This is a genomic window from Clostridium bornimense (assembly GCF_018917145.1).
In the GTDB taxonomy this organism is placed as follows: Bacteria; Bacillota; Clostridia; order Clostridiales; family Clostridiaceae; genus Clostridium_AN; species Clostridium_AN bornimense_A.
In genome coordinates this window covers 78,240-93,717 of sequence record NZ_JAHLOD010000003.1, presented here as the reverse complement: position 1 = coordinate 93,717, position 15,478 = coordinate 78,240, and the positions used below count along the sequence as shown (strand labels likewise).

At 29.8% G+C, this 15,478-nt stretch carries 9 protein-coding genes and 1 other annotated feature; of the genes, 3 read left to right on the top strand and 6 right to left on the bottom strand.

Going from position 1 to position 15,478, the window contains the following annotated elements; all coding sequences use genetic code 11:
• Nucleotides 1-66 precede the first annotated feature (66 nt).
• Nucleotides 67-1,725 (top strand): glutamate--tRNA ligase, encoded by a 1,659-nt coding sequence (gene gltX, locus KQI30_RS02010; RefSeq protein ID WP_216461482.1) that lies wholly within the window; start codon nucleotides 67-69, stop codon nucleotides 1,723-1,725.
• A gap of 245 nt (nucleotides 1,726-1,970) precedes the next feature.
• Here the strand turns inward: gltX and KQI30_RS02005 are convergent, their stop codons facing one another.
• Nucleotides 1,971-2,459 carry a GNAT family N-acetyltransferase gene (locus KQI30_RS02005; protein ID WP_216461481.1) on the bottom strand — a complete coding sequence of 163 codons (489 nt, stop codon included), beginning with the start codon at nucleotides 2,457-2,459 and terminating at the stop codon, nucleotides 1,971-1,973.
• 144 nt (nucleotides 2,460-2,603) lie between these two features.
• Between KQI30_RS02005 and KQI30_RS02000 the strand changes: the two genes are divergently transcribed.
• Nucleotides 2,604-2,972, top strand: coding sequence for a four helix bundle protein (locus KQI30_RS02000; RefSeq protein ID WP_216461480.1), 369 nt, complete (start codon nucleotides 2,604-2,606; stop codon nucleotides 2,970-2,972).
• A 103-nt stretch (nucleotides 2,973-3,075) separates the two neighbouring features.
• Here KQI30_RS02000 and KQI30_RS01995 read toward each other — a convergent pair whose 3' ends face one another.
• From KQI30_RS01995 to KQI30_RS01980, 4 genes are all read right to left on the bottom strand, one after another.
• Nucleotides 3,076-3,591, bottom strand: coding sequence for an NUDIX domain-containing protein (locus tag KQI30_RS01995; RefSeq protein WP_216461479.1), 516 nt, complete (start codon nucleotides 3,589-3,591; stop codon nucleotides 3,076-3,078).
• Nucleotides 3,592-3,922: 331 nt separating this feature from the next.
• Nucleotides 3,923-5,581 carry a glutamine--tRNA ligase/YqeY domain fusion protein gene (locus KQI30_RS01990; RefSeq protein ID WP_216461478.1) on the bottom strand — a complete coding sequence of 553 codons (1,659 nt, stop codon included), beginning with the start codon at nucleotides 5,579-5,581 and terminating at the stop codon, nucleotides 3,923-3,925.
• Nucleotides 5,582-5,659: 78 nt separating this feature from the next.
• Nucleotides 5,660-8,308 carry a valine--tRNA ligase gene (locus KQI30_RS01985; protein WP_216461477.1) on the bottom strand — a complete coding sequence of 883 codons (2,649 nt, stop codon included), beginning with the start codon at nucleotides 8,306-8,308 and terminating at the stop codon, nucleotides 5,660-5,662.
• A gap of 130 nt (nucleotides 8,309-8,438) precedes the next feature.
• Nucleotides 8,439-8,656 (bottom strand) — a binding site (T-box leader).
• Nucleotides 8,657-8,697: 41 nt separating this feature from the next.
• Entirely contained in the window at nucleotides 8,698-12,990 is a 4,293-nt protein-coding gene (locus KQI30_RS01980) for a 2-hydroxyacyl-CoA dehydratase (RefSeq protein WP_216461476.1), read from the bottom strand.
• 227 nt (nucleotides 12,991-13,217) lie between these two features.
• On the opposite strand from KQI30_RS01980, the gene KQI30_RS01975 reads away from it, so the two are divergent.
• Nucleotides 13,218-13,580 carry a tetratricopeptide repeat protein gene (locus KQI30_RS01975; RefSeq protein ID WP_216461475.1) on the top strand — a complete coding sequence of 121 codons (363 nt, stop codon included), beginning with the start codon at nucleotides 13,218-13,220 and terminating at the stop codon, nucleotides 13,578-13,580.
• A 755-nt stretch (nucleotides 13,581-14,335) separates the two neighbouring features.
• Here the strand turns inward: KQI30_RS01975 and KQI30_RS01970 are convergent.
• Complete coding sequence (locus tag KQI30_RS01970) at nucleotides 14,336-15,478, bottom strand: transglutaminase-like domain-containing protein (protein ID WP_216461474.1); 1,143 nt, start codon at nucleotides 15,476-15,478, stop codon at nucleotides 14,336-14,338.

Genomic DNA, 15,478 nt, shown 5'->3' with positions numbered 1-15,478 from the left:
ATAATAATATAGAATTTAATATTATATATAATTTATTTTTAAATAGATTTATGAAGGGATGATATTATGAGTTATACTGATTTAGCTAACACAATATTTAGTGATATTGATTTAACAGCTGACGATTATTTAAAAAAATATCCTAAAAGACAACTTAAAGAAGGTGCAAAGGTAGTTAGATATGCCCCTAGTCCAACTGGTTTTCAACACATTGGTGGAATCTTCACAGCTTTAATAAATGAAAGACTAGCTTCTCAAAGTGATGGTATATTTTATTTAAGAATAGAAGACACAGATCAAAAAAGAGAAGTAGCTGGTGCTATAGAAGATACTATAAAAACTATGGAAAGTTTCGACTTACACTTTAATGAAGGTGTTACTGGTGAAAATACTGAAAAAGGTAATTATGGACCATACAAACAAAGCGAAAGAGGTAATATCTATAAAGCCTTTGCAAAAGTTCTAGTAGAAAAAGGCCTAGCTTACCCTTGTTTCTGTTCTGCTGAGGAATTAACTGCTACTCGTGAAGAACAAACTGCAAATAAGATTACTCCTGGTTACTATGGAGCTTATGCAAAATGTAGAGATTTAGATCCTAATGTTGCAATTGAACGTATAAAAAACGGTGATCCTTACATATTGAGATTAAAATCTCCTGGAGATATCAACAAGAAAGTTGAATTCCACGATTTAATAAAAGGTGATATTTCTTTCCCTGAAAATAATGTAGATATAGTAATCATTAAATCTGATGGACTTCCTACTTATCATTTTGCTCATGCAATAGATGATGCTTTAATGGGAACAACTGATGTAATAAGAGGAGAAGAATGGTTATCATCATTACCAATTCACGTTCAACTATTTAACGTATTAGGTTTTGATACTCCAAACTATGCACATATACCTACTATCATGAAACAAGATGGTGGATCTAAGAGAAAATTAAGTAAAAGAAAAGATGCTGAAAGTGCTGTTTCATATTATAGAGAAGAAGGTTACCCTGTAACTTCTGTTATAGAATATCTTTTAAATATAATAAATTCTACTTTTGAAACTTGGAGAGAAGAAAATCCAACTCTAGATTACAAAGAATTCAAAATATCTTTAGATAAAATGAGTAAAAGTGGTGCATTATTTGATATAGTAAAATTAAATGATGTAAGCAAAAATGTTATATCAAAAATGAAAGCTACTGAAGTTTATGATAGCTACTTAGCTTGGAGTAAAGAATATGATACTGAAATGGCTAATTTAGTATCAAAAGATAAGGAATTCACTACTTCTATATTTAATATTGATAGAGAAGTTCCAAAGCCAAGAAAAGATTTTGGTAAGTGGTCTGATGTTAAAGAAAAGATTTTCTATTTCTTTGATGAATTATTCAATAAAGAAAGTGTAGACAATATTGAATTACCTAAATCTTTAAATATGGAATCTGCTAAAGAAATTATAAAAGAATATATGCCTATATTAGACTTAAATGGTACTCAAGAAGAATGGTTTGCTGCTCTTAAAGAAAAAGCAATCGAAATGGGATATACTGCTGATAGAAAGGCATTTAAGAAGAATCCTGAATTATTTAAAGGAATGGTTTCTGATGTTGCTGGTGCTGTAAGAAGTGCTATAACTCACAGAACTAATACACCTGACCTTTATGCTATAATGCAAATCTTAGGAAAAGATAAAGTTATGGAAAGATTCGAAAAATTTATAAATAACTAAAATTTAATCTTTATGAAAAAGAGGCTGTCGCAATAACAAATGAAAATTTGTAGGCAAGGCCTCTTTTTTTAATTCGCAACTCACGATTAATGATTCTTATTAAAACTAATGAAATTTGTTACATAGCCTATCCAATGGAAATGCCAATTTTCATTACCCATTGCCATTACATTGACTGTACGCAGGACTATAATATTTTCCCCATAGGGGGAAATTAACATTAATTATAAATTGCGCTTTGTGAATTATCTTATAGTCTCTTTATTAATTATTTTCTTAACTGAAATAATCTTCTTCATGCATATAGATTCTTCATTATCAATATATGGACCAAAATTATTAATAACCTCAAACCCTAACTTTATATACATCTTTTCAGCGCCTTTTAGAGCCTTTCCGGTTTCTAAAATAAGATTTTTATATCCTTTTTTTAAGGCTACTTTTTCAATTTCATCCATTACAGCTTTCCCAAGTCCATGTCTTCTTGCAGTTTCTTTTACATATACTCGTTTTACTTCTGCAGTAAATTCATCATATCTTTTAAATCCTCCACAAGCTACGATGTCACTTTTATCTTCAATTAAAATTACATCATGTATATCGTCAAGGGTATTATATCGATTATATTGATTTTTTTGCTTTTCTTCTCCAATTATATTATTTAAATACTTATCAAGTTCACCACAAAGATTCTCAAACCTTTTATCTCTGCCATCGGTATGTATTACTCTCATTTCATCAACTTCTTCCACTTATTTTAATATATGATATTATATCACCACAATTTGGTAAATATCAATTTATATAGAAATTACTAAATTACATGTATATGTCTTCACCTTGTGGATATAATTACAATATATAGTTAAATTGTTAAAATGGAGATGATTATTATTAATATAATAAAAAAGAACTTTTTATCTTTTGCAATATTGGCTAAAGAGTTATGTTATAGTTTAACAAAAGAAAATAGAGCTACTGTTTTTGTTAAAGAATTAAAAAATAGTCTTAAGAAACTTTGTTTAATTTTAGATAGCCCAAATATTAAAAATAAGACTACCTCAGAATTTAATATTCTTCAAGAAGCATTAAAAGAACTAACTAAATCTCAATATCTTATAGAAATTATGACTTATACAGAATATATAGATAAAAATAAAGGAACTTTACTATTATCTAAAATAAACGACTTATCTCAATCAATTAATGATTATTTATATCCTATAAAAAAATCAGCAACAAATTAAGACAGGGCTCAGTTCATGAACTATATGAGGGTTTCACCTTCATATAGTATATTTTAAATGTACTGTAAAAATGAACTAACATAATTTAATTACTAATTTGATATCATTCAATTCCAGTTAACCCTTCCCATGAATCAATGGTGTTCCAATTCATTACTGGCTTATTTTCAATAACACTTACAGTTCCAACATTGATTTCATTGCTTTTATATCCTATACTAATATAATGTTTTAACATACTTCTTATTTCAAATGACATAGGTCTATCTAATAATTCATGTTTATTTATCCAATGCAATTTACCTTCTTGCGTTTTATCTTCATATCTTCTTATCTTTGATAAGGCAATAAAATAATACATTAACACAATTTCACCCTTATTCCTACGAATAATAATATATTTTAAATTAAAATCTTTAAAATCTGCTTCCTCTATGCCTGTCTCTTCATATATTTCTCGTAAACACGTTTTCTTTGGACTATTTAATTCATTAGGCTCTGCATGTCCACCTACACCACCCCACATTCCAGGTGCAATTTTTTTAGTATCTGATCTTTTCATAAGTAGATAATCATTTCCCTCAATAATAAATGCACCCGCTATAACTCTAACCATCATTAAACTTTTATCCTTTCTATGAGATAACTTCTATTATATATCACCAATTATAACATTTAACTAATATAAAATTATGTCGTTTTTGGTAGTAAATCAAAAGAGGTTATCGCACAGAAAAAGTAAAATCAAAGTACGGCAGTTTTTTCAGCAAAATAGAAATCATGGCACAGGTGTCAGTTCACAGTTCACAGTTCAGGACTAAAATATTTTACCTTTAGGGAAAATTAACCTTACTTGTGCCCTGTGCCATCTAACCTGTGCCCTGTTTTCTGCCATAATAAAAGGAGGTATCACTAACAACTTTTTATTTGTTAGTGATACCTCCTTCTTCTTATAATCTAAATGAACTCTTTAATGATACTATTCTATTGAATACTGGCTTTTCGTTAGTTGATAATTTTGAATCAACATTGAAATAACCATGTCTGAAAAATTGGAATGCTTCTCCCTTTTCTGCAGTTAATAAACTATCTTCTATTAATCCTTCTTTTGTTACAAGAGAATTTGGATTTATCTTCTCTAAGAAATTTTTATTTTCTTCTTCCTCATCTTCAGAATCTAAAATAAGTGGTTCATATAATCTAAACTCAGCTTTAGCACAATGTTTAGCACTAACCCAATGTATTGTTCCTTTTACTTTTCTTCCTGTAAATCCGCTACCACTCTTTGTTTCTGGATCATAAGTACAATGTATTTCTGTTACATTTCCATTCTCATCTTTGATAACTTCATTACATTTTACAAAATATGCTCCTTTAAGTCTAACTTCATTACCTGGGAATAATCTAAAATATTTCTTTGGAGGATTTTCCATAAAGTCCTCTCTCTCAATATATATTTCCCTAGAAAATGGTACTTTTCTCTTATCCGAATTTTCATCATGAGGATTATTTTCTATTTCAAGAATTTCTTCCTCATTTTCAGGATAATTAGTTATAACTAATTTTAATGGATCTAAAATTGCCATTGTTCTTGGAGCTTTTATATTTAAGTCTTCTCTTACAAAATAGTCAAGCATAGCTGAATCTACTGTTGAAGCTGCTTTTGCTACACCTATTTCCTTGCAGAAGTTTCTTATAGCTTCTGCTGTATATCCTCTTCTTCTAAGACCAGCTATAGTCGGCATTCTAGGATCATCCCACCCATCAACTATACCTTCATCAACTAATAACTTTAATTTTCTCTTACTCATTACAGTATTAGTAATATTTAATCTTGCAAATTCATATTGCTTTGGTACACATTCTGTTTCACATTCTTTAATTATCCAATCATATAAAGGTCTATGATCTGCAAATTCTAATGTACAAATTGAATGAGTTATACCTTCATGAGCATCTTCTAATGGATGTGCAAAATCATACATTGGATATATACACCATTTATCTCCAGTATTATGATGTGAAGCATGAGCTATTCTGTATATTATAGGATCTCTCATATTTATATTAGGAGATGCCATATCTATCTTAGCTCTTAAAACTTTTTCTCCATCTTTGAATTCTCCATCTTTCATTCTTTGGAACAATTCTAGATTTTCTTCTACTGTTCTATTTCTATATGGACTCTCTTTACCAGGCTCTGTAAGTGTTCCTCTATACTCTCTTATTTCTTCAGGTGTTAAATCACATACATAAGCTAATCCCTTCTTTATAAGTAATATAGCTTTTTCATACATATAGTCAAAGTAATCTGATGCAAAAAATAAGTTATCCCACTCATAGCCAAGCCATTTTACATCTTCTTTAATTGATTCTACATATTCAGTATCTTCTTTAACAGGATTTGTATCATCAAATCTTAAATTTGTTTTTCCACCAAATTCATCAGCAACTCCAAAATTTAATATTATTGATTTTGCATGACCTATATGAAGGTAACCATTAGGTTCTGGTGGAAAACGTGTAACTATTTCCTTATACTTTCCACTTTCCAAATCATTGCTTATTATAGTTTTTATAAAATTCGAAGACTTGTTTTCTTCTGTCACAAATATCAACCCCTTAACTTTTGAATAAGAGGGCTGTTGTGCACTTCAGAGCTACAGCCACTCTTCTTATTGTATTTTCTATTTTTGTAATGTCTCAAGCCTTTCTACTACAGCTTTATACATTTCTTTATACTTTTCACCCTTAGCTTTTTCTTCTGCTACTACAGCTTCTGGAGCCTTAGATACAAATCTTTCATTAGTTAGTTTCTTTTCTACTCTATCTATTTCACTTTGAAGTTTATCTTTTTCCTTATTTAATCTCTCAAGTTCTTTTTCAAGATCTATAAGATCTAATAATGGCATATATAATTCTGCCCCTGATGTTACTGCTGTAACAGAATTTTCTGGTGCATCATCTTTAGAATCTACAAATTCAACTTCTGAAGCTGAACCTAGTTTTTCAAGATAAATTATACCTTTCTTAAATGCATCTTTTTCTTCCATAGCATATATAGATACTTTTGCCTTTTTAGATGGTGGTACATTCATCTCTGCTCTTACATTTCTTAAGCTCTTTATAGCTTCTATTATTAAATTCATTTCTTTTTCAGCAACTTTATCTACTAATTCTTCACTGAATTCAGGCCACTTAGATATTGTTATTGATTCACACTCACAATTTAAGTGACTATATATTTCTTCTGTTATATATGGCATAAATGGATGTAATAATTGAAGTCCACCAACAAGTACTTTTTTAAGCACGTTATATGCAACGCCTTTTGCTTCCTCATTATCTCCCCAGAATACTGGTTTAACAAGTTCTATATACCAATCACAGAATTCTGTCCACATGAAATCATAGATTTTTTGTGCTGCTATACCTAAATCGAACTTCTCTATGTTTTCTGTAACTTCTTTTGCTAGATTATTAAATCTATCTAATATCCACTTATCAGCTAATGAATAGTTCTTACAATCTTTATATTTGTTTAATAACTCTTCATCTAAGTTCATCATAACAAATCTAGATGCATTCCATATCTTATTAGCAAAGTTTCTTGCAGCTTCAACCTTCTCAATTTTAAATCTTATATCATTTCCTGGAGCATTACCAGTTATAAGCATGAAACGTAATGCATCTGCTCCATAAGTATCGATAACTTCAAGTGGATCTACACCATTGCCTAGAGACTTACTCATTTTTCTACCTTCTGCATCTCTAACTAATCCATGAATTAATACATGCTTAAATGGTGTTTCTCCCATATTGTGCATTGATGAGAAAATCATTCTTGCTACCCAGAAGAATATTATGTCATATCCAGTAACTAAAACATCTGTTGGATAGAAATATTCTAAATCTGGAGTTTTTTCTGGCCATCCAAGAGTTGAGAAAGGCCATAAAGCTGAAGAGAACCAAGTATCTAATACATCATTATCTTGCTCTATATTGCTTGATCCACACTTACAACACTTAGTTGCATTTTCTACTGATACAGTTATCTCACCGCAATCTTTACAATACCATACTGGTATTCTGTGACCCCACCATAATTGTCTAGAAATACACCAGTCTTGAATGTTTTCCATCCAGTTGAAATAGATCTTATCAAATCTTTGTGGAACGAAATCAGTATCACCATTTCTAACTGCTTCAATAGCAGGTTTTGCAAGTTCCTCCATCTTAACATACCATTGTTTTGATATCATTGGCTCGATTACCTTACCACATCTATCATGAGTTGATACATTATGAGTATGATCTTTAACCTTAACTAGAAGTCCTGCTTCTTCAAGATCCTTAACCATTTCTTTTCTTGCATCATATCTGTCCATGCCAGAATATTTTCCATAACCCTCTACAATTTTACCATCTAGTGTCATAACACTTATTTCAGGTAAGTTATGTCTTTTACCTACTAAGTAATCGTTAGGATCATGAGCTGGTGTTATTTTAACACATCCAGTTCCAAATTCCTTATCAACATAATCATCTGCTACTACAGGAATTTCTCTACCTACTAAAGGAAGAATTAATGTTTTTCCTATAAGATGTTTATATCTATCATCATCTGGGTTAACTGCAACAGCAGTATCTCCTAATAATGTTTCTGGTCTTGTTGTAGCTATTTCTACAAATTCATCACTATCTTTAACTGGATAGTTTATATGCCAAAAGTGACCTGCACTTTCTTTATATTCTATTTCAGCATCTGACAAGGCAGTTTGACAGTTAGGGCACCAGTTAGTTATTCTATTTCCTTGATAAATAAGCCCTTCTTCATATAACTTAACAAAAACTGTTCTTACAGCTTTATTTAAGTTTTCATCCATTGTAAAACGCTCTCTAGTAAAGTCTGCTGAAACACCAACTTTTTTAAGCTGATTTCTTATAGTATCTCTATATTTATCAGTCCATTCCCATACTTTTTCTAAGAACGCTTCTCTTCCCATTTCTTTCTTTTTTAAGCCTGATTTTAATAATTCATTTTCTACTTTAACTTCTGTTGCAATAGATGCATGGTCTTCTCCTGGAAGCCAAAGAGCAGAATATCCTTGCATTCTTTTTGTTCTTATTAATACATCTTGTAATGTATTGTCTAATGCGTGACCTAAGTGAAGTTGTCCTGTTATATTTGGTGGTGGCATAATTATTGTATATGGTTTCTTGTTTTTATCTACTTTTGGAGTAAAAAATTTCTTTTCTTCCCACCACTGATATATTCTATCTTCAAAAGATTTAGGATCATATGTCTTTGACATTGAAATATTTTTTTCTTCCATACTGTTACCTCCGCTTTCAGTGCACAGTGCATAGTGCACAGTGTACAGTTACTACATCAATAGCAAATGCCACTTTGCACTATTCACATAACACGGTTTTGATTTATGTACAAAAAAACGCGCATAGCTCCAAAAGGACGACTATGCGCGGTACCACCTTAGTTCTAAAATTAATCAATTTTAGCTCTTTTATAATAACGGTTATTTTCCGTTTCTGACTACTTCTAATTCACCAGAAAAACTCCGAAGCTACCTTCATGAACACTTTACTAAGAAATCTCACAGCTTACAAATTTCTTTCTCTTTATAGTAAGTAATTTCACTACTCCTCTTCATCTTAGTTTATCTATTAAATTATATTATTAATTATAAACAAAGATTTACTATTGTCAAGAAAATTGACCTTGTAATTGATTATTATCTATATTCTCTTTTGGTGATATAATATCATCTATATTTTGTTCTTTGTCCATATTTTTAAATGCCGCTGACATCATAAGTTTAATTCTATTTAACTGATTTACTTCTGATGCTCCTGGATCATAATCTATTGGAACTATATTTGCAAGAGGATAATGTCTTCTAAGTTCCTTAATCATTCCTTTACCTACTACATGGTTTGGAAGACAAGCAAAAGGTTGCATACATATTATGTTATTAACATCATCATCTAATAATCCCATCATTTCACCAGTAAGGAACCATCCTTCTCCTGTTTGATGTCCAAGAGACATTATTTTTCCAGCCTTATTAGCTAATTCCTCAATAGTATGAGGTGCCTTAAATCTCTTACTTTTTCCTAACTCTTCTTTTACAACTTTTCTATGATGTTCTAAATACTTTATTACTACATTTGATGTTAAAACAGATAATAATGATCCATCTAAACAACTATATTTAAATTTACTATTTTCAGCACAATACATAAAGAAATCTAAAAGCTCAGGCACTACAGCTTCTCCGCCTTCTTTCTCAATTATATCTACTGCATAATTATTTGCTACAGGATGGAACTTAACAAGAATTTCTCCTACAATTCCTACTCTTGGCTTCTTAATATCTAATAATTCTAATTCATCAAACTCTTTAACTATATTGCGTACATTTTCCTTAAACACTCTACTATTTCCATCTTCAATATTTGCCTTAACCTTCTCTACCCATTTACGATGTAATCTATTGGCTGCACCTTTTTCCTTTTCATATGGTCTTACTCTATACAATACATTCATAAATAAGTCCCCATATACTAGTGCCATCATAGATCTTTTTATCATTGGTAAAGTTATCTTAAATCCTGGATTACCCTCAAGTCCAGCAGCATTTAAAGATATAACTGGTATTTGATCCATATGAAGATCTGATAAAGCTTTACGTAAAAATGCAATATAATTTGAGGCTCTGCAACCTCCCCCTGTTTGAGTCATAATAAGTGAAACATTATTTAAATCATAACGTCCACTTTTTAACGCTCTTATCATTTGTCCTATGACTATTATTGCAGGGTAACAAGCATCATTATTTACATATTTTAATCCTTCTTCAATATCCGCTTTTTCAACCTTTTGAAGAATCTCTACATCATATCCTGATTTATCAAAAGCTGGTTGTAAAAGTTCAAAATGTATCGGTGACATTTGTGGTGCTAAAATCTTATGAGTAGTTTTCATCTCTTTAGTAAAACGTACTCTCTCTTTAGGTTTCTTTATTACTATTTCATTCTCTTGTCCATGTTCTCTTTCTTTAATTGCTGCCTTAAGAGATCTAATTCTTATTCTAATAGCACCTAAATTGCTTCCTTCATCGATTTTTAGCAATGTATATATCTTATTCCCTCTACTTAATATTTCTTGTACTTGATCAGATGTTACAGCATCTAATCCACATCCAAAAGAAGTTAACTGTATAAGTTCAAGATCTTTCCTAGTTCTCACAAAAGCTGCAGCTCTATATAATCTACTATGATACGCCCATTGATCCATAACTCTAAGTTGTCCATTTAACTTACCTAAATGAGCTACTGAATCTTCTGTAAGTACTGCCATTCCTTCAGATGTTATTATTTTTGTAAGTCCATGATTTATTTCAGGATCTACATGATAAGGTCTACCTGATACAACAATACCTCTTATATTATTCTTTTCTATATACTTTAAAGTTTCTTCACCTTTAGCTTGTATATCATTTTTTGCTCTTATTAATTCTTCATATGCTATATCTACGGCATTATCTATTTCCTTTTTAGATATATTGAATTCACATAAATCTTTATATAATTGATTTCTTATAGATTTTTTTGAATTTAAATTTATAAAAGTATACTTAAATTTTACATTGTTATCTTTTAATGCTTCAATATTATTTTTTATTACTTCTGGATATGAAGTTACTATAGGACAATTATAATGATTATCAACATTTTCATATTCTTGTCTCTCATATGGTATTGAAGGATAAAAAATAAACTTAACTCCACTTTCTATTAAATCCATTATATGTCCATGAGACATTTTTGCCGGATAACATACAGATTCTGAAGGTATTGTTTCTATTCCTTTTTCATATATTGCTTTTGATGATCTACTTGAAAGTTTAACTGAAAATCCTAACTCTGAAAAGAAAGTATGCCAAAATGGATAATCTTCGTACATATTTAATACTCTAGGGATTCCTACAACACCTCTTGTAGCTTCTTTCTCCTCTAATGGCTTATAATCAAAAATTCTATTATATTTATATTCGTATAAATTAGGTATATCTAACTTATTCCCACTATTTCCAAGGGGCTTTTCGCATTTGTTACCAGATATAAATCTTCTTCCATCATTGAATATATTAATAGTCAGCATACACTTATTTCCGCACCCATTACAATGAGTAAATTTCTTGTTCACAGAAAATTTACTTATATCTTCTCTTGATAACAAAGTAGTCTCTTTACCTTGATATCTTTCCTTTGCTATTAATGCAGCACCATAAGCTCCCATAAGTCCCGCTATATTAGGTCTTACAACATTCTTACCTAATGTTAATTCTAGTGCTCTAAGAACTGCATCATTCAAGAATGTTCCTCCTTGAACAATAACTTTCTTTCCTAATTCTTCAGGATCTTTAATTTTTATAACCTTATATAAAGCATTTTTAATAACAGAATAAGCTAATCCAGCAGAAATATCTCCGACTTCAGCGCCTTCCTTCTGAGCATGTTTAACTTTCGAATTCATAAATACAGTACATCTACTTCCTAAATCTACTGGTTTTTTTGCTTTAATCCCTACTTTAGCAAACTCCTCTACATTCATAGATAGTGATGTTGCAAAAGTTTCTATAAAGGAACCACACCCTGATGAACAAGCTTCGTTAAGAACTACTGATTGAACTATCCCATCCTTAACTTTTATTGCCTTCATATCTTGTCCACCTATATCTAAAATGAACTCAACACCATTTAAGAATTTACTAGAACCCTTATAATGAGCTAACGTTTCTACTTCTCCTTCATCAATTTTTAAAGCATTTTTTATTAATGATTCACCATATCCTGTTACTGCTGAATATACTATATTAACATCACTTGGTAAGATATTGTATAGCTTTTCTATTTCCTTAAGTACTAGCTGTAATGGTTCTCCTCTATTGTTATCATAGAAAGAATATATAATATTTCCATCTTCATTTATTAATACAATTTTAGTTGTTGTGGAACCAGCATCAATACCTAAATAACAATTTCCCTTATAGGAATCTAGCGGTATAAATTCAACCTTATCCTTTTCGTGTCTAGCTTTAAATTCATTATACTCTTCTTCATCTTTAAAAAGTGGATCTAATACATCATCATTATGTACTTCGCTATCACTATTTTCTAGCTTATATATTAATTTTTCTAGGTCTTCTTCTTTTGAATTTTCAGAAGCTATTGCAGCTCCCATAGCAACAAATAATTGTGAGTTTTCAGGTAAAATTGCATTTTCCTTAGATAAATTTAATGTTTCTATAAATCTAGCTCTAAGCTGTGATAAAAAATATAATGGACCACCAAGAAAAGCTACTTTACCTTTAATAGGTTTTCCACAAGCTAATCCACCAATAGTTTGATTAACTACAGCTTGAAAAATTGATGCTGCTATATCTTCTTTTGCTGCACCTTCGTTTATTAATGGTTGTATATCTGTTTTAGCAAATACACCACATCTAGAAGCTATTGGATATATAATTTTATGTCCCTTAGCTAATTCATTTAATCCCATTGCATCAGTTTCTAATAACGATGCCATTTGATCTATAAACGCTCCAGTTCCTCCTGCACACGTTCCATTCATTCTTTGCTCTAATGTAGATCCAAAGTATGTTATTTTAGCATCTTCTCCACCTAATTCTATAGCAACATCTGTATCACTTATATATTTTTCAACAGTATTAGTACATGCTATAACTTCTTGTATAAAATCTACCTTTAGTATATCTGCTATTTCTAATCCACCTGATCCAGTTACATTAATCTTTACATTCTTGTTTTGAATTTTGTTATAGGCCTCTTTAAGAACATTTATAGTTGTAAGTTTAATATCTGAATAATGTCTTGTATATTTACTAAAAATAATATCATCTGTAGCGTTCAATACAACAACTTTAACTGTAGTAGAACCTACATCTATCCCTACCCTTAAATTTTTATTCATCACTAGTCCACCCCTTAAATATTGCCACTTGTTATAAATATTACACATATCTCCAGTGGTACTACTATAATAATACCACATTATTGAAATTCATTATAACATGTTTTTTAGTATATACACAATAATTACATATCTTCAATATAATAAATTACAATTATCTAATACCTGTGAATTAAAAATTCTATTTTGTCCATAATTTAAATATAAATTCTATCAAGGAGGTATATATGAATTATTTTGATGAAGGAAATTTATATTATGCAAAAAAAGAGTACAAAAAAGCTCTATCTTTATATGAAAAAGCTTTTGAGATAAGAGAAAATGAACCAGATGCATTATATAATGCTGCTGTTTGTCATATAAAGCTCAAAGAATATACTGATGCAATAGAACTATTAAATAAAGCCTTGGCCTTAAAAACTGATTCTAAGTACTACTTTAATTTAGCATATTGCTACGCTCATTCTCTTAATAACAAAAAAGCCTTAATATACTTTAATACTGCGTGGGCATTAAATCCTGATGATGAAGATTGTGATAAGGCTATAAATTTAATTTTAAAAAAGCTAAGAAAGGAACCAACAAATTAGTACTACTATATCTTAAAATCCAAGGAGGTGTCGCATTAACAAATAAAAAGTTGTTAGCGATACTTCCTTTTTTTATGTCAGAAGACAGGGCACAGGTTATATGGCACAAGGTACAATTCAGTGCACAGTTAAAGCAGTTCACAGTGCACAGTTTCGGTTAATTTTCCCCTGTGGTGAAAAATATTATAGTCCTGCGGACGGCGAAGTACAACTGTATTTATAGATGTATTTAGTGCATATATAGAACTGTTATACTTAAGTGTTGTTTTTTACGAATCAAGAGCTTCTAGTTCAAGCTACATGAAGGCACAGCCTTCATTAGCCCCTTGTGATAGTTATATATAAAATATAACTATCTTAAAAAAACTAACTTATTCTATGCACAAAATTATCACACTTAAAATCTCAGAAATTCCTCAAAGGGAATTTCATCCATAACTGTGAACTGACAACTATGCACTGATATATACTTGTGCCTTGATATTCTATTTTGATAAAAAAACTGCCGCACTCTGATCTAACTCCTTTGTGCGACAGCCCCTCCCGTAATTGTGATTGTTGTGAATCGCCAATTGTGAATTTAAAAAATAGGCTTTCGTTAGCAAATTTTCATTTGTTATTTCGAAAGCCTATTTTCGTTATATATATAAGTTCTAAAAAACAATCTACATTGATAAGAAACTTATGTTAGAAGTTGTTTATCTTATTTCATTTAATGATGTAGATTTTCAAATAAAACATATATATATTATTAATTACCATTCTCCGATAACTGATTCTTTTATATGATCTTTGTCAAAATTATATGAGTCAAAATAATATCCGCTAGTAGCAAATGTAGTATCTACATTTATCCACCTATCTTCATCTTCTAAATATACTTCATTCCAAGCATGTGGTGCCCATTGAGTTCCTGTAAAGCCTTCTCCCGTTACAATTCTTGATTTTATGTTTATCGCCCTACAAAATGATACTAATAAGCACGAATAATCAAAACAAACTCCTTTTCTACTATTAAAAGCAGGTATTGCTCCAGAATCGCTTACGTAATTCTCCTCCATTATGTTTCCTGCCTTTTCATAATCATATTTTATGTTAGAGCTTATCCACATATATATCTTTTCAACTTTAGCTATATCACCTTTCATATTTTTAGTAAGCTCAATAGCAAATTTATCTATATCACTATTGGATCTTATTCCATCTTCTATAGTAACTCCATTGTACAGTGTAATATCTCCTGAATTAGAATCATATCCAATTATCTTGAAGGAGTTATCTAGAATTGTTGGAATATACTTAAAAACATATGATGTAGATACAGGTGAAACTACATTTTCATTAATTTTATTATATAATACGCTGTTATCCACTACTTTAAGTATCTTATTATTAGGAACTAATACACCACTTATACTTATAAGAAATACCGTTACGACAATAATTATTATACTTTTAGGCACTGTTAATAATAGTCCTAATAAAAATCTAATGCTAAATTTTTTCTTACAAACTTTTGTATTTATACTATCTATAGCATTAAAAATTAATTTATTATTAATAATTTTTATAAATGCTACAAATATATTTATAATAAATATACTTATTATTACATACAAAAAAATAATTGTAACTTTCGGCACATTTCTTATGAAACTTCCTATATTATTCCCTAACTTGTTTGATATTCCATTAACGATATCCATATAATTAGGCATAATAAACTTTTTTCCTAAAATAATAGTAATAATCAAACTGAAAAAAAATATTATTACATTTTCAAATGATACTATATTTCTTTTCATATTATAAGATGAATATCCAACTATAGTTCCCTTTATAATTGAATATATAAATACCACTATTATAAATATATCAATTAGATTAATATTTCTCAT

Coding starts and splice junctions, on each gene's coding strand:
- KQI30_RS02000 (WP_216461480.1), top strand. CDS start 2,604: ATGGAGATGATTATTATTAATATAATAAAAAAGAACTTTTTATCTTTT.
- KQI30_RS01975 (WP_216461475.1), top strand. CDS start 13,218: ATGAATTATTTTGATGAAGGAAATTTATATTATGCAAAAAAAGAGTAC.
- KQI30_RS01995 (WP_216461479.1), bottom strand. CDS start 3,591: ATGATGGTTAGAGTTATAGCGGGTGCATTTATTATTGAGGGAAATGAT.
- KQI30_RS01985 (WP_216461477.1), bottom strand. CDS start 8,308: ATGGAAGAAAAAAATATTTCAATGTCAAAGACATATGATCCTAAATCT.
- KQI30_RS01970 (WP_216461474.1), bottom strand. CDS start 15,478: ATGAGAAATATTAATCTAATTGATATATTTATAATAGTGGTATTTATA.
- KQI30_RS01980 (WP_216461476.1), bottom strand. CDS start 12,990: ATGAATAAAAATTTAAGGGTAGGGATAGATGTAGGTTCTACTACAGTT.
- KQI30_RS02005 (WP_216461481.1), bottom strand. CDS start 2,459: ATGAGAGTAATACATACCGATGGCAGAGATAAAAGGTTTGAGAATCTT.
- gltX (WP_216461482.1), top strand. CDS start 67: ATGAGTTATACTGATTTAGCTAACACAATATTTAGTGATATTGATTTA.